This is a genomic window from bacterium (assembly GCA_021371935.1).
Classification (GTDB): Bacteria; Armatimonadota; UBA5829; order UBA5829; family UBA5829; genus UBA5829.
Map to the genome: position 1 here is coordinate 25,245 of JAJFVF010000021.1, position 20,539 is coordinate 45,783.

Annotated in this window: 22 protein-coding genes; 4 read left to right on the plus strand and 18 right to left on the minus strand. The window is 51.5% G+C overall.

Annotation, left to right across the window (positions count from 1 at the left end; translation table 11 throughout):
- Window positions 1-84 precede the first annotated feature (84 nt).
- Window positions 85-2,652: an HD domain-containing protein gene (locus LLG46_14060; protein MCE5324421.1), complete on the plus strand. Its 2,568-nt coding sequence runs from the start codon at window positions 85-87 to the stop codon at window positions 2,650-2,652.
- Between the two features lie 113 nt (window positions 2,653-2,765).
- On the opposite strand, the gene mnmE is transcribed toward LLG46_14060, so the two are convergent.
- From mnmE to LLG46_14105, 9 genes are all read right to left on the minus strand, one after another.
- Window positions 2,766-4,127 carry a tRNA uridine-5-carboxymethylaminomethyl(34) synthesis GTPase MnmE gene (gene mnmE / locus LLG46_14065; GenBank protein MCE5324422.1) on the minus strand — a complete coding sequence of 454 codons (1,362 nt, stop codon included), beginning with the start codon at window positions 4,125-4,127 and terminating at the stop codon, window positions 2,766-2,768.
- A 60-nt stretch (window positions 4,128-4,187) separates the two neighbouring features.
- A complete protein-coding gene (locus tag LLG46_14070) occupies window positions 4,188-4,907 on the minus strand; it encodes a protein jag (GenBank protein ID MCE5324423.1) in 720 nt (239 codons plus the stop codon).
- Window positions 4,908-5,030: 123 nt separating this feature from the next.
- A complete protein-coding gene (locus LLG46_14075) occupies window positions 5,031-6,290 on the minus strand; it encodes a YidC/Oxa1 family membrane protein insertase (protein MCE5324424.1) in 1,260 nt (419 codons plus the stop codon).
- 24 nt (window positions 6,291-6,314) lie between these two features.
- Complete coding sequence (gene yidD, locus LLG46_14080; protein ID MCE5324425.1) at window positions 6,315-6,527, minus strand: membrane protein insertion efficiency factor YidD; 213 nt, start codon at window positions 6,525-6,527, stop codon at window positions 6,315-6,317.
- Window positions 6,527-6,865: a ribonuclease P protein component gene (gene rnpA / locus LLG46_14085; protein ID MCE5324426.1), complete on the minus strand. Its 339-nt coding sequence runs from the start codon at window positions 6,863-6,865 to the stop codon at window positions 6,527-6,529. The genes yidD and rnpA overlap by 1 nt, the downstream gene beginning before the upstream one ends.
- 64 nt (window positions 6,866-6,929) lie before the next feature.
- The gene (gene rpmH, locus LLG46_14090; protein MCE5324427.1) at window positions 6,930-7,064 is read right to left on the minus strand and encodes a 50S ribosomal protein L34; all 135 of its coding nucleotides are present in this window, start codon (window positions 7,062-7,064) and stop codon (window positions 6,930-6,932) included.
- Between the two features lie 173 nt (window positions 7,065-7,237).
- Entirely contained in the window at window positions 7,238-8,326 is a 1,089-nt protein-coding gene (gene ychF, locus LLG46_14095) for a redox-regulated ATPase YchF (protein MCE5324428.1), read from the minus strand.
- A gap of 96 nt (window positions 8,327-8,422) precedes the next feature.
- Entirely contained in the window at window positions 8,423-9,100 is a 678-nt protein-coding gene (locus LLG46_14100) for an SIMPL domain-containing protein (GenBank protein ID MCE5324429.1), read from the minus strand.
- A 67-nt stretch (window positions 9,101-9,167) separates the two neighbouring features.
- On the minus strand, window positions 9,168-9,719 hold the full coding sequence (locus tag LLG46_14105; GenBank protein MCE5324430.1) for a hypothetical protein: 552 nt from the start codon (window positions 9,717-9,719) through the stop codon (window positions 9,168-9,170).
- Window positions 9,720-10,771: 1,052 nt separating this feature from the next.
- Here LLG46_14105 and LLG46_14110 point away from each other — a divergent pair.
- From LLG46_14110 to LLG46_14120, 3 genes are all read left to right on the plus strand, one after another.
- Complete coding sequence (locus LLG46_14110) at window positions 10,772-11,245, plus strand: hypothetical protein (GenBank protein MCE5324431.1); 474 nt, start codon at window positions 10,772-10,774, stop codon at window positions 11,243-11,245.
- Window positions 11,246-11,887: 642 nt separating this feature from the next.
- Window positions 11,888-12,727: a class I SAM-dependent methyltransferase gene (locus LLG46_14115; GenBank protein MCE5324432.1), complete on the plus strand. Its 840-nt coding sequence runs from the start codon at window positions 11,888-11,890 to the stop codon at window positions 12,725-12,727.
- 286 nt (window positions 12,728-13,013) lie between these two features.
- Window positions 13,014-13,715, plus strand: a complete 702-nt coding sequence (locus tag LLG46_14120; GenBank protein MCE5324433.1) for a hypothetical protein — start codon at window positions 13,014-13,016, stop codon at window positions 13,713-13,715.
- A gap of 114 nt (window positions 13,716-13,829) precedes the next feature.
- Here the strand turns inward: LLG46_14120 and LLG46_14125 are convergent, their stop codons facing one another.
- From LLG46_14125 to LLG46_14165, 9 genes are all read right to left on the minus strand, one after another.
- On the minus strand, window positions 13,830-14,228 hold the full coding sequence (locus LLG46_14125; protein ID MCE5324434.1) for an integrase core domain-containing protein: 399 nt from the start codon (window positions 14,226-14,228) through the stop codon (window positions 13,830-13,832).
- Between the two features lie 46 nt (window positions 14,229-14,274).
- Window positions 14,275-14,406, minus strand: a complete 132-nt coding sequence (locus LLG46_14130; protein ID MCE5324435.1) for an IS3 family transposase — start codon at window positions 14,404-14,406, stop codon at window positions 14,275-14,277.
- On the minus strand, window positions 14,394-14,546 hold the full coding sequence (locus LLG46_14135; protein MCE5324436.1) for a hypothetical protein: 153 nt from the start codon (window positions 14,544-14,546) through the stop codon (window positions 14,394-14,396). Before LLG46_14135 ends, LLG46_14130 begins: the two co-directional genes overlap by 13 nt.
- Before the next feature lie 205 nt (window positions 14,547-14,751).
- Window positions 14,752-14,877 (minus strand): transposase, encoded by a 126-nt coding sequence (locus LLG46_14140; protein MCE5324437.1) that lies wholly within the window; start codon window positions 14,875-14,877, stop codon window positions 14,752-14,754.
- Window positions 14,878-14,942: 65 nt separating this feature from the next.
- Entirely contained in the window at window positions 14,943-16,841 is a 1,899-nt protein-coding gene (gene dxs, locus LLG46_14145; GenBank protein ID MCE5324438.1) for a 1-deoxy-D-xylulose-5-phosphate synthase, read from the minus strand.
- Window position 16,842: 1 nt separating this feature from the next.
- Window positions 16,843-17,598, minus strand: a complete 756-nt coding sequence (locus LLG46_14150) for an NTP transferase domain-containing protein (protein ID MCE5324439.1) — start codon at window positions 17,596-17,598, stop codon at window positions 16,843-16,845.
- A gap of 5 nt (window positions 17,599-17,603) precedes the next feature.
- The gene (gene ispE, locus LLG46_14155) at window positions 17,604-18,488 is read right to left on the minus strand and encodes a 4-(cytidine 5'-diphospho)-2-C-methyl-D-erythritol kinase (protein MCE5324440.1); all 885 of its coding nucleotides are present in this window, start codon (window positions 18,486-18,488) and stop codon (window positions 17,604-17,606) included.
- A 1-nt stretch (window position 18,489) separates the two neighbouring features.
- A complete protein-coding gene (locus LLG46_14160) occupies window positions 18,490-18,825 on the minus strand; it encodes an SdpI family protein (GenBank protein ID MCE5324441.1) in 336 nt (111 codons plus the stop codon).
- 375 nt (window positions 18,826-19,200) lie between these two features.
- Window positions 19,201-20,538 carry a B12-binding domain-containing radical SAM protein gene (locus LLG46_14165; protein MCE5324442.1) on the minus strand — a complete coding sequence of 446 codons (1,338 nt, stop codon included), beginning with the start codon at window positions 20,536-20,538 and terminating at the stop codon, window positions 19,201-19,203.
- Window position 20,539: the final 1 nt, after the last annotated feature.

The window sequence follows — 20,539 nt, forward strand, 5'->3', positions numbered from 1 at the left end:
GTTTCGCAATCTGAAATTGCGAGATTTCTGTTTCGGGCGCGATCGGATATCGTGCCCGAACATTTTCCTCTACAGGGTATTGAAATGGACCTAACTAAAGCCGCACTCGAAGCACGGTTCGAGACCTCATCCGACGCCAGACAACTGGCCGATAGACTATCGGACGCCCGCGAAGAACTGGCGGGATGTCTGGCCGAAATGGGCGGCATCGAGATGATGCATGCCTACAGCAACCTCACTGATGCTCTCGTCCGAAGAATTTTTCAGATAGCCGCAACAGCCGCCGAACAGGACGACCCCAACACTGCGAAAAAAGCTCTGCGTGAAATCGCTATAGCAGCGGTCGGCGGCTATGGGCGAAGAGAGATGTCGCCGTTCTCGGACGTCGATGTCACGTTCATCGCAGGCACTGGCGATGACGATGAGATAGACCTGGTCGTTAAGCGCGCATTTAGGATATTGATGGATGTGCTCGAACATGCGCAGCTCAAGGTCGGATACTCATACAGGCGGGTTGACGACGTTGAAAACCTGCCTTTGGAGACAGAGACAGCTCTGCTCGACGCAAGATGGATATCCGGCAATAAGGCGCTCTTCAATGCATTCGAGTCGGCACTGCGCAGAGCAATCACCCCAGCAGCATTCGTGATCGGACATATAAACGCCAGGCACAGTTCAGGATCATCGGCCAACACACCATACCTTGTGGAGCCGAACATCAAGGAAGGCCGCGGCGGCCTGCGTGATTTGCATGCGGCTCGCTGGATTGCGCAGGTGGCATTCGATCTTGCCGGGACGGACGTGTGGGATGGGTTAAGGTCCAGAGGGATCGTCTCCGACGGCGATATCGAAGACGTGCTTGGAGCAACCGAATTCCTGGCCAAGACTCGTAACAATCTCCATCTACTCACGGAACGTGGGATGGATGTGCTCAGTGCGGGCAGACATCTGGAAATCTCTCAGAAGATGGGCTGCTGCAGCGATAATGACCCAACACCGAACAAATTCCTGGCGGCATTCTATGGTCATGTGCAAAAGATATGGCATGTCTATCATAAAGTCGCGCAGGCATGCCTCGAACAACAGCTGGAAATTGAACCGGGGATGTTCGCTCACGCGGGGATGCTGCGAATTCTCGACCGTAGCCTGTTGACCCGTGAGCCTGCCGCACTGCTGAGAGTCTTTCAACATTCACGCACATATGACCTGCGCATCCATCGTGAAACGAGTGACCTGATAACCGGCAGCACCAATGGCCGCAAGTCCGGCACGGAAGCCCTCCGCAGCTTTATCGATGTCATATCCTCTCCGGGAGCCGGGGCAGTACTACGTTCCATGGCAGAACTTAACGTATTGGAAGCCGTCGTTCCATCATTCAAAAATTTGATGACCATCGTTCCGGGTGATGCAGCACATAAATACACCGTCGGGGAGCACTCTCTGCGGACTGTCGAGCAGCTGGATGCGCTCTTTACAGACTCCGACGAGATGTTTTCGGATGTGTTCTCCCGCGTCCAGAAGCTGGAGGTGTTGTACCTGGCTGCGCTGCTTCATGACGTTGGAAAAGCCAACTCAAAAGGAGACCATGCAAAAGTCGGCGCATCGGTCGCACGTAAAGCTGCTGCCGCGCTCGGCATGCCCGAACAGTCGCAGGCAATCGTCGAATTTCTGGTCAAGAATCATCTGAGGATGGCTGAGACCGCCAGGCTTCGCGACCTGCACCAGAAACGCACGATCAGAGACTTCGTCGCGGTCGTCAAAGATACACAACTGCTGGATATGCTCTTTCTGCTGACTGTGGCAGATAATAGAGCGGTCGGAACACGCAATTGGAGCCAGGTCCAAGTGCGGTTTTTGATGGAACTTCATGAGCGCGCAATGGCGGCTCTGCGCTCACCCGAATCTGCCACACCGGACCTGGACAGACACAAACGTAGAGTACGCAGAGAACTCTCCCTTGCAAACCTGCCGCTTGATGAGGTAGACGAACACTGCGCATCCATGCCCGCCAGCTATCTGCTCAACACTCCGCCTGATGAGCTTGCGGCCCATATCGGTTATGTGCGCAATGCACGTGATGGCTCACCCGCTATAGAGGTCAGGGATGACCGGACCGGCCAGTTTACGCTGCTGACGGTGGTAACAAAAGACAAAAAGGGACTTTTGAGCGAGATTGCAGGGACTCTCGACGCAATGCACATAGACATTCATGCGGCGCAGATATTCACCCGCCACTCGACCGACCATATCGCAATCGACATTCTCTTCATCGACTTCGAGGGACGCCAGCTAACTCAGATGAAAAAGTGGCAGCTTGAAGGCGAGTTGACAAGCGTGCTTACGGGTCAGGTGAGCGTTGACGAACTGCTGAGCCGCTGGGGCAAGAAACGGTTCGAGAAGTCCGAAAAGCTGACGATGAGCGTGCTCGATAATCTCTCTGACCATGAGAGCGTGATTGAGGTCCGGGCAATCGATGCGCATGGGATATTGCACTATCTGACGCGGAAAATCTCAGAGTTGGGGTTCGACATACATTCCGCGCGAGTGGCAACATGGGGGCATGAGGCGCGTGATGTCTTCTACATCACCAGCAAAGATGGCCAAAAACTCAGCGAGTCTGAAATGGAGAATCTCGGGCAGGCGCTGGTTTGATTTGAATTGCAGAGGTGCGGAAGTAATTTGCGATTTGAAATCGCGAGATTCTCTTTCGGTCGCGATCAGATATCGCGCCCGAACATAGCGATGCATCCTTTGTTACTCAGCCTTCACTTGCCTATGCAGAACTCTGAAAATATCCTGTCGAGCAGGTCTTCACTTGCGGTTTCACCTGTGATGAGGCCAAGGCTGCTTCGCGCTGATGTAAGGTCCACACTCAGCAGGTCAATTGGTTGGCCACCTTTCAGCGTCGCAATGGCGTTCTTGATGCTCTCATGGGCAGAAATAAGTGAGCGCTGGTGACGGACATTGCTGACCAGCACACTTTCGCTCGATATTGATGAGACTGCAATATCAGCAATCTTTTCTTCCAACTCGTCGATCCCTTGACTGGTCGATGCACTCGTCATGACTATGGGCATCGGGCTGTCTACAGATAATTTCCCGCATTCGCTCTCAGGCATGAGATCGACTTTGTTGACCACCACTATCGCGGGTTTGCCCTCGCACTCTTTAGGCAGAGTAACATCAAGATCGCCTGTCGCATCCAACACCATCAAAACCAGATCAGCCGACAAGATCGACTCCCTGGACCGCTCGACACCTATCTTTTCCACCGGGTCATCCGTCACTCTCAGCCCCGCAGTGTCCATTGCGACAATCGGGATGCCGTGGATTTCCAGGCTCTCTTCGATCACGTCGCGAGTGGTGCCGGGAATAGGGGTCACTATCGCGCGCGCATGCCGCAGCAGAGCATTGAGCAAGCTCGACTTGCCCACATTCACTCGACCCGCAATAACCAGCCTCATGCCCTCTCTATAGACACGCCCACTGCCGAATGACTTTAGCAAATCATCGACATCATCCCGCGCTGATTCGAGTCCGGACATGATCCAGCCCGTTTCAGGCTCGGGAACATCGTCGGGGAAGTCTATGGCAGCCTCTATGGCGGCAATCACACCCAATATGCGTGCATTGATATCCCCCACCCGCTTCGAGAGCGCTCCGTCCAGTTGGCGCAGGGCCATTTTGCGCGCATCATCCGTCCGGGCACGGATCAGGTCATTGACCGCCTCAGCCTGTGCCAGATCCATCTTGCCATTGAGGAATGCCCGCTTGGTAAACTCACCTGGTTCGGCAAGTCTCGCACCCGCATCCAATACCGCAGAGAGAGCATGCTTCAATATCGCGATCCCGCCATGGCAGGATATCTCGACGACATCCTCACCTGTATAGCTTGCGGGCGTGCGAAATATCGTGAGGACCACATCGTCTATCGCGCTTCCGGTCTTGGGGTCGATCAGAGCGCCATGGTGGGCGGTATGTGTGGGCAGTTTCGCTATATCTTTGTCGCCGGAGCTAAATATGCGCGAAGCCGAGACGAACGCCTCGGGTCCGCTTATGCGTATCACACCTATACCTGCGGACCCTATAGCAGTGGCTATTGCGGCAATAGTATCAGTAAATTGCATGATTTTGTCGGCAGTCGGCGCAGCGCCGGCATAGCCGACGGTCCTGCAGACCGCCGACTGCTATTTCTTTGGTGAAATCACAACGTGGCGATAGTCGCCTTCGCCCTCGCTGTAAGTATATACATCCGGGTCGTCCGCCAAAGTCATGTGCACGATCCTGCGGTCGCGAGGATTCTGCGGGTCCAACACAGCTTCCCTGCCCTCGGCTCTGACTGCATCGGCATACTCGCGAGCCTTGGCCTCGATTATTTCCTGGTGGCGAGCACGGTAGTTTTCAGCATCTAGAATCAATCTTCGGCGCGAATCGGAATACTTGGCGACGGCAAGACCGACAATGTACTGCAGCGCGTCGAGAGTCTGACCATGCTTGCCTATCAGGATCGCGACGTCGTCACCTGCTATGTTTATCACGACTTCTTCGTCATCCGCGGACTTCAAGACCGGTTTGGCATTGACCTTCATCGCCTTGAGCACGTCACCGACTATGCGCAGCGTCTCGTCCACATAGACATCGCCCTCACCTGAAAAACCAGCCGGCTCTTCGTCCGACAACACTTCCACCGGCACCTCTTCAGCTATTTCAACAGACGCAGTACTGGGCGTGTAACCCTCTTTAACCCGCGCTTTGATCGTGGTCGGCATCTGACCCAGGCCGAGAAAACCCTTGGTGCCCTCCTCCACTATCTCATACTCAACACCGTCAACACTCACGCCCAACTGCTGGGCGGCTGTCGTCACGGCCTCTTCTATTGTTCTTCCACTAGCCTCAACTGTACTCAATTGACGCCTCCATATCAGGTTATAGGTGTTGGGAGCTTAGGTATTGGGGCTATAACGCCCAACTCCGTTATATACATTTACGAACCATGAAACTAGAAACTATCAGACTATCTGACCAAACGGTTATCTTCTCCGTCTGCGCCTGGAACGTGATGCCCTGTCTGTCGTATCGGTAGGAGCAGGCGCGCTCGGCTCGCCAGGTGCCCCAGCACCCTCGGCGGGCGGTTCTGGAGCATGCAGTATCAGATACTGCTGCCCAGTCTGCAAAATGTTTAGCACCAGCCAGTAAAGCAAAAATGCAGCGGGATAACCAGCAAAGATAAACGCAAACATAAGCGGCATCATTATCGACATCATCTTCTGCTGCTCTGCCTGCGTCGGGTCGACTGCGGACATTTTCGTCGATATATACATGCTGAACAGATAGAGCACCACCAATATCAGGTCGGCTTCGGCCAGGTTTCCGGCGGTAAACCATACTTTGCCCCCCACCGGACCAATCGGCAGAGTCTGTCCCCACAAATGCGATAGCTTGCTCCCAATCCAGAAAAATGACGCCTGCTCAAACTGGAACTTGTAGGCATTTATCATATAAAAGAGCATCATCAGTATCGGAAGCTGAATCAGCAGCGGCAGACAGCTTGCAAATGGATTGACGCCATGCTCTTTATACAAGTCCATCGTCTTTTCGCCGAGTGTCTTCTGATCGCCCTTATATTTCTCTTGAAGCTGCTTAACAAGAGGCGCAATCTTTTGCATCTCTTTCATACTCTTGAATTGCGCCTTGGTGAGCGGCGTGATCAGAATCTTGATGATGATCGTTATCAGGACTATCGCAAACCAGTAGCTGAATGACGGCACACGACCAGTCAGGGCCACAAAGAAATCGATAATCTTGTACAAGATTCCAGTGGAGTTATGCTTGTCAAGCTCTTTCGCAAACTTTAGACGCATCTTCTTCGCGTCGGCTACATAATCAAGAACCTGCTTGGCCTCGGGCTCTTCCATGTCATTGAGCAATTCCGATTTTGGCCGGTCATAATTGTTTATCAGCCTCTTGAAAGTCTCTACGGATGTGTTCAGATTATAGGTCTTCGTACGCTTGTCGGCAGTCCCATAAATCATAGCCATCTCATAGAGAGCCTTCGCACCCTCCGGCATGCCGGAATATTTCTTATCACCAGCTATGTCATTGAGGCTGCGGATCGCATTCTGATAATTGTCATTCTTATCAGAAGTGCGTGTCGATTTCTCTGCAGCCGCAATCGTTTTCTCTGCCTTAGCGAAGAGTACATCCGCCTTGGAGGCAAAGCTCACATTCGCCGCGCCGAAAGCAATCAGGAGGATAAATATTGATGCGAGTGATTTCTTCAGAAGTCTCATAGTTTGCATTGAACAGGTAGATGACTACTTGACCGGGTCATAGCCCCCGTCAGACCATGGGTGACAGCGGCATATCCTGCAGATTCCCATCCAGATGCCCTTAAGGCAGCCATATTTTTCTATCGCCTGAGCCGTATACTCGGAACAGGTCGGCAAATATCTGCAGGTCCGTGGCCATAATCGCCTTGAAGCCTGTTGGTAAACACCCCTTATAAGCAGTAGGATTATCTTTCTAATCACTTCAGAATACCCAGCTTCCGAAAAAGCCTGTCGACAGACACTTCAAACTCGGCCAGTGCCGCCTCAGCAGCCCTTCGCCGCGCCACAATCACAACATCGTATCCATCGGCGATATCCGCAAGCCTCAGCCTGACTGTCTCCCTTAAGAGCCTTTTTACCCGGTTGCGTTTGACAGCGCCACCAAGTTTCTTGCTCACAGAAAAACCCACACGCGTTATCGATTCGTTATTGACAAGCGTGTACACTACAATGAGGTCCGTTGCAGCGGACCTCCCTTTTGAATACACTTTCGCAAACTGCGACTTTAGCCGCAATCGCCACGCCGAGGGTAACATTAATCTGCCTCGCCGCTTTGGGCGACCGCGCGCCCCAACCATAAGGGCGCGCCACCGCGCATCATTATACAGTAAGTTCCCAGCGGCCTTTTGCGCGCCTTGATTTTAATACCCTTCGCCCGTTGCGCGAAGACATGCGTGACATAAAACCATGCTCACGCTTGCGCGCTCGGCACTTGGGTTGGTATGTGCGTTTCATTCGTTTACTATACCCCCTAGCTTGAGCAATTATATCATACCGATCAACTATCTTACAAGTAAGGTCGGATTACCGAATATATGGCTCGGCAGGAGCCTCGCCCTCCCACAGTCTTGTTTTATGAAAACAAACAAAGCTCAGCGGGAGCCTCGCCACCCACTGCAGTCATACGATCAAACCTTGAAACGTATATACATCACATCGCCGTCCTGAACGACATAGTCCTTGCCCTGGAGAGAGACTATGCCCTTTTGCTTGGCGGCGTCCCAGCCACCTGCCGCTTTTACATCCTCAAAATTGGCTATCTCGGCACGGATAAAACCCCGAGCGATATCAGAGTGGATCGTCCCGGCAGCATCAACCGCTTTATCGCCCGCATGGATTGTCCAGGCGCGCACCTCAGGCTCACCGGCGGTAAGAAATGATATCAGACCCAGAGCCTTATAGCAAGCCCGTATCAGAACATTTCTGGCAGGCTCCTCGATACCCATTGACTGCAAAAACTCGGTCTCTTCTTCATCGCTCAACTGCGAGACCTCCATCTCGACCTGCGCACACAGCTCGATCACGGGCACTCCAGCCTCTTCACATGCCTTTCGGAACGCAAGTATCTGATCGTCAGTCGAGCCGATCTGATCCTCCGCAATATTGAGCACCGCGATCATCTGCTTCAGGGTGAGAAAGTCGTAGCCGCGAATCGTCTTCTCTTCCTCGGAGGTGAAATCCAGTGCCTTGAGAGATTTGCCCTCCTCCAAGGCCGACTTGATGCGTTCGAGCAGGTCCATCTCCATGGTCGCAGGGGTTGCTGCACCCTTCTTGACCCCATGAAGCTGTTTCTCCACGCGCGGGATGCGGTTTTCAACAAGCTGCAGATCGGCAAGCATAAGTTCATTCTGCAGATTTTGAAGATCGGCCACAGGACTCGCTTCCTCGCCAACAGATCCGGTGAAGCCACGCACCACATGCACAAGAGCATCCACCTGACGCACATCCGCAAAGAAATCCGAACCGAACTTGGTCCTGCCCTGGTCAGTCGCTATCTTTGCTGCGCCATCTATAAACTCAATGCTTGCGTATGTTATCTTTTTGGGATGATATTCCTCGACGAAATAGTCCACGCGGCTGTCCGGAACGCTCACCACACCGATATTGGGTTTTGCCGACTGACCGTAGCTCTCCTCGATCTTTACCGTGCCCCTCGTCAGAGCCTTAAATAAAGTGGTCTTGCCGGACGACGGCAGCCCCACGATCCCTACTCTCATTGCATCACCTGAATCCGTATTTTCGCCCCATTGTATCACATTCAAGGCTGTGTGCGCCAAAATGGACGAATCTGGTCGATATACGGTCGGAAGCCACTACAATATCGCGTAGACCATGGTGACGGATGCGGTAACAGTCAGTTCGCCGGGTATGACAGGGGTCGGCGCTGCCTCGGACTTGGCCAAGCCTGCCAGCATCGGTCTGGGGGTGTAGCCTCCGGCCTCTGACATGGAGATGAGCCTGCCAAGTTTCACACCCGCTGCCTCGGCCATCGAATTCGCCTTGGACTTAGCCTGAGCTACCGCATTCGACAAAGCTTGACGGCAAAGCGTGGTATCATCCTCGATTGAAAAGTCGATGCCCTGAACATTGTTCGCACCTGCTTTGACGCCGATATCGATTATTGAGCCTACTTGCGTCATGTCTCTGATCGTAAGGCGTACCCGATTGGACACGTTGTAGCCCACAGTCATAGGCGGCGATTTTTTGTAGTCCATAATAGGATTGACGGAATAGTCGGCGGTCTCAATATCGTCCTTGGCAATCCCCGCTTTCATAACCGCGGCGATTACAGCGTTCGTTATCCCGGCATTATCCTTTGCAGCCTTTGCAGCATCGCCGGACTGAGTATTCACACCGAGTGTCACGTAAGCAATGTCAGGTTGAGCCTTGACCTCGCCCGAGCCGGTTACCACTATGCCTGTCGCATCCGCAGCAGCAATCGCAGGCAGCAGCAGCATTGTCACAACTGCACAAATGTAAATACGGTACATAAAAACACCTCCGAGTAATAGCGGTCTGCCGCTATTATACCCGGAGGCGCTAAAACTCATCCTGAGATTATCGCGTGCCGAACCTGGATTTGTTGAATTTAACTACATAGCCCAACTTCTCTTCATTCCAGAGCGTGTTCGCCAAAAAATGCTTGCCCGCCGCATCCTCATCATATACCTCGACGATGACTCTCTGGCGGAACTTCTCCAAGATGATCTGAGCAGCCATTCTGGCGGCGTAGTCGATCTCATCGGCGCTCACACCCTGGCTCACTATTATCTCAAAATGCTCCTGGTCGACAAACTGAGCTGTGTCGATGGCCGTGCCGTATGACTTGCTCTTGGCAAAACTAACGGCGAATTTGGTGTGGTCGGAATCATTATAAGTACCCTTGCCGCTGTAACCCGGCTGGCCGCCATACTCCTGCGGCGGCTGCACACCTCTTGAAGACGTCCAAACAAGAATAATCGCCAGTAAGCAGACGGTAATTAAACTACCTACCCAGAGTTTGTTGTTATCCGATATGCGCTGAAGACATCCGACATTCTGACGCTCGTCGTTCGGATCGACATCCATCGCCCAGCCTTCCTGTCTCTTGCGCCGCTTTAGTCCCAGCATGATCGAAACATGCCTCCCCAGAAAGAAGTAAGAGGTTAGAAACCTTTGCCCCACAAAAACTCTAATGTAATATTATACCAGAGTCAATACGTCTTTTGCGAGACTGCCGGTTCCTAAGTAAATCACGTCATTGAACTTGTATTAGAGATATGTATTCTGAATATACGAAATTCAGACCAAGACGTACAATTTACATGGCGTAAATTGCTTGGGTTCCATGCTTCATTTTGGCGGATTTGGAGCATGTCATGAGGGTGGTAAGCTCAATTGACCGGCCGCATAGAGCATGAATGATGATATTGTGAGACCTAACCCGAATTATGCTTGTCGAGCATATTTCGGGTCCGGGCCGCGCATCATTCACGTTTCTCGTGAATAATGCGCGCTAAAGCACAGTGCCGACATCGATTCATTTTGTGATAGGTGACAGCAGCAGGGTCACAGTCAAGTGCTGCATGCCGAGTGAGGCAGGGACTACTATACATTCAGTGGATCAACATATATCAGTTATAGATGTCGGCAGGTTCGCGGATACGGCTTATCCTGATATGCAACAAATACGATATTGTCGCATTCTAAGAGGGAGTAGACGTGAATGTTGCTTCGGCATCGAGGCTAGCTACTGGAGGCTGGCCAGTTTCGGAAAATAAAGTGGCATATGACGGTGTGGTATGGTTCGAGTCCAGCCAGTGGAGCCAACACATTTTGGATTTGAAATTTGATATTGAGTATTGGAAGCAGAGCAATTATATAATTGCTCTGCTTTTTTGTTTATGTGTCTCGAGCTACAATCAAAAGGTGTGTAAATTGCTGATTTGAGAAGGCGGTGGTATCCTTTCTCTGATGAAAGAGCCCGGTCGGTAAAGGCCGGGAAAGGAGACCACTTGATGCAATCTATTTACACACCTATTGACAAGAGCTCTGTGTCTCAGATGAAATATGCAGCTGTTTTCGCAACAAATGTGCCTTGAAGATCAGAAGTAGCAGGCACAGGGCAGGCGTTTTGATATTACTAGCAGATGCGGCATGCTGCATTCTTGGAGATATAAGTTGTGAATAACGGTGATTCCCACAAAGAAATACATTTCACTTGGACGGATGCCTGGCTTTTGCAGGCAATAGCAATGGCTGCCAGAAAACAACCTGCGACGATTGAAAAAATAATCGCTGCCGGAGACGCAATAATGCATGCAGTCTTCACTTTCGAAGAGTTCGGCCTGGGTCTAGCGAAACTTACAACTGGCGGTTACGTTGCGGAGGAAGCAGGAAAATTCCAGCTGTCACCGCACTTTTCTTCCGCATTTATGCGTCTAGCTAGACAAGCCCGTAGTTGGAGGGAAGTTAACGAAACACTGCTGGCGTTTCTTGTAAGGGAATATGGCAAAGTGGATGCAGCCACAAAACAGCAGCCAGGCCCCAGCTTAAGCCTGGCAGACTTCGAAGAAGCAGTTATACATTACATTCATCCAACGCCCACACTTACTCGCCTGATGAATCTATTCAAAAGACTTCGAAACCAAAATTGAGATAGTTGGCGTTTAGGCAGTAATTATCAAGTTGATTATATACCTGAGCCAGAAAAGTTCTAAATGAGTCCAGCCAGGGGGTCACTCCTGCTTTCTCGTTACAATAGCACGAAGTTAACCAGCCGCCGGAGACATATCTGGCGGTTTTTGCGTATCTGTGAGCTCAAATTGGTTCTCTGCAAAGATGTTGGCTGTCTATAACTCTGAATTGAGCATCTGGTCATTCCCCTGGAAGAATCTCCACGAATCCCCAGATTCTCTCCGGCAAAAAGAAACCTCACTAGCCCACATTATTCACGTTCCTCGTGAATAATGCTCTCAGAGACCCGGATTATGCGGTAAGCGCATAATCCGGGCTAGCTGCACTCACTACACAACAAGAGAGAATGTTGCAGCTTGCGGTAGAGCAACTGTATAATTTGGTAATGAGGGCTGCTCTTGAAATGCAAACTTACAGAACCAATGATATTGCCAAAGCGGCTGGTCTTCACAAAAACGATCCGGTTACCCGTCACGACCGGGCTGCATCGCTACATCCGATTGAAAAATACCATTTCTAACGAATAGATCGATATAATTAAAATAAATTTGCAGAGCTTCATCTCGAGCTTGGCTTAGCCGGATATAAAACGGAGGAATACCATGAAGAGCATTGACAAAGACGTACTGGCTAAATATAACGCTGGAATCGAAAAAGGCCGGTTACACACCAACTTGGGGTTGATCGAATTTGAGCGCACAAAAGAAATCCTAAAACAGACGCTGCCACTGCCTTCTGCCGTAATATACGACATCGGCGGCGGGTACGGTGAGTATTCTTTCTGGCTGGCGTCATTGGGGTACGAAGCTTACTTGTACGACATATCAGAAAAGAATATAGAAATGTCAAAGGAATTATCAAAAGAATATTCGGCGAATCTGAAAACGATGGAGGTTGCCGATGCGCGGAGTATCAACCGTCCTGACGAAAGCGCCGATGCGGTTTTGTTTTTCGGTCCATTATACCATATCGTCGATTACGGCGAGAGGCAACTCGCGCTCAACGAGTGCCGCCGTCTATTGAAACCGGGTGGGTTGTTGTATACGGCGGCGATTAGCCGTTATGCAACCACACTTTGGGCGGTAACGACGTATGGCACAAAACACCATCTTCTTGATGAACATGGATTTTTTAACATGATAGAACACGAAATTAAAACAGGACAGCATATCAAAAATCCGTCATCAAGCTATAATGGTATGGGTAGATCATATTTTCATCTGCCTGATGAGCTGAAAATGGAGATCGAGGCGGCAGGATTTATCGGAACGGATGTACGCGGCATAATCGGCCCGGCATGGCTTGTGCCTGATTTGGACGAAGTATGGAAAGACGAAACAAAACGGGAAAGCGTTATGCGTGTTGTGCGAATGTGCGAAAAAGACGAAAGCATTATGGGATTGTCAACGCATTTACTGGCTATTTCAAGAAAAGAAGCATAACAATGGCCATTGCATACACTAAGCATATGGGATATGGAGAGAATCAGGAGAATTTTGGGGACACAACACCGAATATGTGTTTGAGATAACTATTAGATGTGTACCAGAAAATGCTATCTGAAAACAAACTCTCCACACTTATCAACTACGTCTACTAGATTTCGATATTTGAAGTCTACGTTACAGAATGCAGACATCACAGGCTATCTGATGGAACTTGTGGAGAGAAAATAGCGTCCGACCATTGAGAATAGTATATGTATTTTAAGATGGGAGACAAAGGCGATTGAAGCAATTAGTCCGAGCACTAATGCGGATTTGCGTGTCACTACTTATAGGAATTGTGGGAGTTGCAACAATAGTTGGTTGTGGAGGTTCCGGTGGCAGCATAGTTGTCAGCGACGCATCCGTAAGCATCACTGCATCAGGCCTTTCACCAAGAGACTTCTCGCTTGCAAGGGGCGGCAGTGTCACTTGGACAAACAATACATCGCGCACAGTGAAGATCGTAAGCGGCGGAATATTGGTCCCATCGCCGTCGACGGACGAATGTGCATTGCCTCCTCCTCTACCAGATTTTACAATCGCAGAGGACGGCTCGTTTACTCCGACTACTAAAAATCTCTATATAAGCACACGCGCAGTCTTGTGGTCGAACTTGAGTAGTAAAACTGTTGAACTACATATTATCGATGAAACCGGCACTCAGATATTTTGCAAGGATATTCTGAAATGTTATGTCGATGGGTGCTATTTTTCGAGGGTGGGTGAATATACATTCTACCTTTCAGATACTCCGGAAACGACCTGCACGTTCACACTGAGCGGAACTCCTGATACGGACGGTAAGTTCGAAAGCCCATACTTGAGCCCTGGTCAAAGCTACTCGACAGTTGTTAATCAAGAAGGGCAGTATCAGGACTACTGCGTAATAGATCAAGCTGACCCATACACGAGTCATATGTCAGGGTCAATCGCGATGCAATGATCTAACTGTCTCGATAAATCCTTTCAAAGTTTGTTGCCCATGCAAAAAGTTCGATATGAGTCCTGCCAGGGGAGCCAGCAAATTTGACCTGTCCCCGTTTGTACGGGCACTTTGTTAGGCAGCTTTTGCTTGTGCTGCGGCCTCGAAGTCTACCGGAGATTTGTAACCCAATGCCGAGTGCAGCCTGATCCTGTTATAGAACTTCTCGATATACTCAAAAATATCCATTCTTGCCTCGTCGCGAGTCCGATATAGCCGTTTATGCACAGTGCCGAAGCAGCTCTCGGCAACAACATTGTCCCAGAAGTCACCCTTGCGGCTCATCGAGTGAAGCATTTCATAACCCTCAAGGGCTTTCTTATAGTCCCAAGACGCATACTGGCAGGCCCCATCCGAGTGATGAATCAGGCCTGCGCCCGGAGATCGCCGCTTCACAGCCAGATTCAGCGCATCCAGCACCACAGCCAGATACAGCCAGCCCTCACTTGTCCAGATGTAGGTGATATCACTCACCCACACTCGGTTAGGATCAGCACAGATAAACTGACGATTCAGCAGGTTATCCGCCACCGGCAGATTGTGTCGTCACCTTGAACTTGCGCTTCGTCTTAGGACGAATCCCGTGTTTCTTCATCAGTCTGGCAACACGCCATCTGGAACAAGTCCCGCCGTCAGCTATCAGCTGATGCACATTCGTCGAGAGCCGTAACTCTCCCCGCTTGCCTTGAAGACCTCTTTGATCTTCTCGGCGAGCCGGTTGTTTTCAGCATCACGAGAGCTTTTCGGACGGTTTCGCCACTTGTGGAACCCGCTGGCAGAGACTTTAAGCACCCAGCACATCGATCTAGGTCGGAACTCGACTCTATGAGCAGCAATAAATCGTACTTCACACTGCTCTTTCGCGAAGTACGCAGCTGCCTTTTTAGTATATCACGCTCCTCTGTAACGCGTCTGAGCTCGCGACGCAGCTAAATCAGTTCATCGTGCTCATCTGGGGTCGTACGCAAGCCGTTTGAGTTCTTTCCGAACTTGCGAATCACTTGTATAACACCGTCTCGCAAATCCCGAGGTCTCGCGATAACTGCGCTACTGAAACGTCGCCTCGCTCGGCCATCTTCACTGCTGCCAGTTTGAACTCGTTTGTGTATTTTCGTCGTTTCATCTTTCACCTCATCAACTATGATAACACTAGCTAACAAGGTGTCAGCCAAAAAGGGTACACGTCAACTATACGAGGCTCTTGACTTTGAGCAGCCTTCTGGCTGTCTCCGCAATCTTGTCTGCAGCCAGACCAAGCATTTCATGCAGGACTTCCGGGCTGTCGTGCTCGATAAAGGCATCCGGTACGCCGATCCTGCGGACGGTGTTGAGCGGATAGCCTTTGGATGAGGCCAGTTCGAGTATGGCTGAACCGAAACCGCCGACTATGGTGTTATCTTCTATCACCAGCACAGGCAGCCCGCGCTCGAATACGCTCAGGATCAACTGCTCATCGAGGGGTTTGACAAACCGCGCGTTGATAACCTCAACGCTCAAGCCCTGCTTATCCAGAATCCCGGCTGCTTCGAGTGACGGATAGACTGTCGAGCCAACAGCTATTATCGCGAGGTCGTCACCGTCAGTGAGCTTCTCACCCTTGCCTATCGAGAGAATCTGAGGCTCGCCCGGTTCATAAACGCTTGGTCCACCGCCGCGCGGGTATCGCACAGCCATCGGACCGTCATGAGTGATAGCCGTGGCCATGAGATCGCGAAGCTCCATCGTGTCCTTGGGAGCTGCCACTACCATGTGCGGGATATGCCTCATGTAAGAGAGGTCGAAGACGCCATGATGGGTCGGACCATCTTCACCCACCAAGCCAGCCCGGTCAATCGCAAATGTGACGGGCAGGTTCTGCAGGCAGACATCGTGTATGACCTGGTCGTACGCCCTCTGCAGGAATGTTGAGTAGAAAGCTACCACCGGGTGCAGCCCGCCTGCGGCAAGGCCTGCCGCAAAGGTGACCGCATGCTCCTCCGCGATGCCGACATCGAAAAACCTGTCCGGGTATGCTTCAGCAAATTTGGCAAGGCCGGTGCCGTCGGGCATGGCAGCTGTGATCGCGACTATCTTATCGTCTCGACCAGCCATCTCGACCAGAGTCTCAGAAAAAACCTTTGTATAGCTGATGTTGCCTGCGGCGCGCTCTATGTTGCCGTCGGCCACGTCAAAACCTGAGATGCCATGGAATACGCGGGCGTTGTTTTCGGCAAACTCATAGCCCTTGCCCTTTTGGGTCACCACATGGATCAGCAGCGGACCCTTGAGACGTTTGGCATTCTCAAAGACGTCCATCAAAACCTCGGTATTGTGACCGTCAATCGGGCCGAGGTATGTAAAGCCCATCTCTTCAAAAAGGACTCCTGTTTTGGAACCGAGGAGACGTGTCACGCCGTGGCTCAAGCCCTCGGCGGTGCGTGTAAGAGTCTTGCCGGCGGGCATCTTGCCGACAACTTCCTTGGCGCGTGTCTCGACCCTCTTATATAGCTCGGCCATCCGCAGTTTGCTCAGGTGTAGCGCCATAGCGCCGACGTTTTCGGAGATAGACATCTTATTGTCGTTTAGTACGACTATCACGTCCGTCTTGAGCTGCTCGGCGTTGTTCATACCCTCCAGAGCAAGGCCGCCGGTCAATGCACCATCACCTGTAATTGCGATCACATGCTCACTGCTTCCGCGCAGATCACGCGCCTTGGCCAGACCCAGAGCAGCCGAGATAGAGGTGCTGGCATGACCCGCGCCCATAGGGTCATACTCACTCTCTTCGCGCTTGGTGAAGCCCGAGAGTCCTCCACCCTGGCGCAGGGTCGAGAAAGCCTCACGCCTGCCTGTGAGCAGTTTGTGTGCATAGCTCTGATGGCTGACATCCCAGATCATCTTGTCGGCGGGTGAGTTGAACACACTGTGCAGAGCAATAGTCAGCTCGACCACACCCAGGTTGGAGGCAAGGTGACCACCGGTCTTGGAAACCGTATCGATTACGGTCGCCCTGATCTCATCGGCAAGCTGCTTTCGCTGTATGTCGTTAAGCCCCTTAAGATCAGCCGGGGTGTTTATTTTGTTAAGGACCGAGTAATTCTTATCCATATCAACTACCTAAAATTCTTCTCACTACTTCCAGATCGGAGGGCTTATCCACATCCTCGCCGATCTCGGGATATGCGCTGACAACAGCGGCTACCTTCGCATCGAGCATTCGAGAGACTGCCTTCTCAAGCATAGATATTCTCAATACCTGCGGGATCATCTGGGCAATGATGACCCTCAGCAGCACTCCCAGCCCAATCATCCTGGCAAGGTCGATAACGTGCTTCCTTGCGGCATATGCCCCGGCGATGGCATCCCAACTGTGCTCAAAAAAGTGTCGGCTTGCAAGCATAAGGTTGCCGCCGGTAAACACTCCATCACCGGTCTTTAGATATGTTCGGCGAAGCTCGGGGTATCGCTTGATGCAGTGCGCCTTGGGCAAGACCGGAAACGCAAAATCCACATTCAGCCTCACAGCGCGTTCCAGAAAGTCTTCGATACCCTCTGGAGTGATGAGCGGGATATCCGAACTCACAATAAGCACACTGCCCTCGGACTTGAGCGCATCTATACCCAGCTTGATGTTGCTCACCAGACTGTCGCCGGGCTTGATAACCATATCCAGACCGTCTGCGACAACATCGCCAACAGCCGCTATTTTGCCGATTGACGGCGAAGCCTTGAGTGCATCGACAATCCAGCCGAGCATGCTCTTGCCGCAAATATCGACCATGGCACGGCTCTTGGAAGGATCGGTCGGGTTCAAATCTTCGCCCGCAGGCGCTCCAGCCAGTATTATCGCGTCTATTTTACTCATAATTACTACCAGATCAGAGATGACTTGTCCCTGCCAACCGTGCGCGTCAAAAACACCTGCGCAAACTCGCCCATAAGGTCCATCGCTGCCTGCCGTGCAGCATCGTAGGTGTCGAACACTCCGAAAACTGCCGATCCCGACCCGGAGAGCATTGCCCTCTGAGCACCCGTCTCAATCAACCTGGACTTTGCCAGCCTCACCTCGTCAAATTCGGCAGTGACCACTGGATCGAAGTCATTGCACATACCTGCGATAAGGCCGTCACGATCGGATTCACGAATCGCTCTCTCAGCCCTTTGACTTGCCGACTCGCATCTGCTGATATTCGACTTGTCCAGTTCAGCATATGCCCAGGCAGTCGAAACGCCAACTCCGGGCTTGACCACTACTATATGCATCTGCGGAGCATCCGGCAGCGGATCGATTATCTCACCCCTGCCTCGCATGCGGATCGTGCCGCCGTATATAAACAACGGCGCATCCGAGCCCGCAGCAGCAGCTATCTCCGCAAGCTCCTTCGCCTCAAGACCACATTCATACAGCCGATTGAGCCCTGCTACTGCCGCAGCAGCATTTCCGCTCCCGCCGCCGAGACCCGCCTGCATGGGTATACGCTTCCGCAGCAGGCATTCGACTCCCGCATGCAGTCCTGATCGAGTAAAAAATTCTTTGCAGGCTGCATATATGATGTTGCCGCTTCCCTCAGGCACACCAGCCGTATCACAGGTAACACTTATCACGCCCGGCTCGGCCTTGGTCATTATAAGGTCGTCCGTGATGTCTATAGTCTGGACGATGCTGTCGATCTCATGATAGCCGTCAGCACGTTTGCCCGACACCTCCAGAGTGAGGTTCACTTTGGCGTAAGAGACAAGCTCGACTTTGTCCATACTACAACCTGCTCAAGTTTATAAAGCTGAGCACTACCGAAATAACAACAGCCGCCACAAATACAACCAGACATACAATACCGTATACCGCGATGCTCACCTGCGGTATGAAAGCCAGCAATGTCGTCATAATCAACGTTGTCACACCAGCCCATAACATCGCCCATCCGGCATACTGGTTTGCCGGATACCAAATATCCGGGCTCTCAAGTGTCTTTTTTACTCGGAGACCATACATCTTATTAGGCGGTATCTTACCTAAGATCAGCGGAATAGACATAAAAACCAACACCAGTGCAGGCCCCAGCCATAGCAGCGCCGCAATAGCCAATTTCATCCGGTTACCTCACCTGAAAGAAAGGCGACCGATTTTTCGGACGCCCTTGGGTAGTTTATCAGTGCCAGCTTGTTATGTCAAATCTAGCCCGCATTATTCACGAGGAACGTGAATAATGCTCTCGGAGACCCGTATTATGCGCTTCCCGCATAATACGGGCTAGGGCATCGTGAAGTGGTTAAGTTGTGGGAAGCAAATATGGCTCGGCGGGAGCCTCGCCCTCCCAGATTTTGCTTCCAGATTTCAATATACTCATAGACGGCGGTCGAAGCATTTGCGGCGTAATTTACCCGAAGTACAGGGCAAATGCTTCGACCCTACGGGTTCGTTATACGACTTGCCGTTGTTGTTACCTGATCGACAATTTGAACACGATCAATCAACAGAAACTTTATCACGCGGGTTCTTGCCGCCCAGGCGGAGCCGGAGATTGTGTATGAACTTATTGAATATACTTGCTATTCTGGCCACTTTCCATGCGAGTTCGGTCTGTGGGTCTTTGAAACGATAGTCCAGGTTCAATCCGTCTTCAACCAACAGCCCGTCTTCACGAATCTTATCCACCAGAGGCACACCATGATAGAGAAGGACTTTCGACATGGGCACCGGACCATGATAAAGCCCGGTCTCTTTTATAAACCTCATATTCTCCTGGATCTCGTCGATGGTGGCATATGGATCGAACATGATGAAACCCGGTTCCACTCGCACGCCTGCATTATGGCATATCTCGATTGCTCGCCTGTTCTGCTCGACGCTGATGCGTTTGCCATATGTGTCCAGTTGGCGCTGCACCCCGGACTCGATCCCCAAAAACAGACACAGCAGACCAGCCCGCTTGAGTATTTTTAGAGTCTCCTCGTTCATCTCATCGGCGCGAGCCTCTGTGTTGAACTTGATCTTGAGGCCGCGGTCTATTATCTCCTGGGCTATCTTAACCACACGAGCCTGGCTTTTTTCTCCCGGTCCTATAAAATCATCATCAATGAACTCAAAGTCACGGTGACCTGTCTCCTCGATCACACTCTCGATCTCATCGACGAAATTGGCCGGGCTGCGAAACCGTGGACCATGCCCGCCCGAAACTGCATAAAACGAATTGATAGAACAAAAAGAACAGTTGTTATAGCACCCTCTGCTGCCCGCAATCAGAGCCTGGGTCATCACGGAACGGTGCTTCTGCTTAAGGGCATCGCGCGCTGGAAATGGCAGGCTGTCCAGGTCTTTTATCAGAGGTGGAGGCTGATTGACTACAACACGCTCGCCATCAAGAAACGCTACGCCCGGCGCATCGTGCCAGTCCTCGCCCCTGTCTATCCTGCCGAAAACATCGCGGGTAACGTTCTCGCCCTCACCTCGCACCATAAAGCTGATCTCAGGACATGCCTTCAGAAAAAGCTCGGTGGCAAGTGTCGGCAGATAGCCGCCTAAAATAATCGGCAGGCTTGGTCTGGCTTTGCGGATGGCACGCACAGTCTCCATAACGGAGTCCTTGTGCTGGTGCATGGCAGTGATTCCAAGGCAATCATATTCTCTGGAAAGCAGCTCGTTGATAACTGCGCCCGTCTTCAGGCACCTCATATGAGCGTCGAATACTTCAACTTCGTGGCCATCTGCCCTTAACACAGATGCTATATATCCTATGCCAAGGCTCTCGGTCCTGTAATTGCCCACCTTGCCCGCCGTTGGCGGATGCAAAAGTAGAACTCTCATT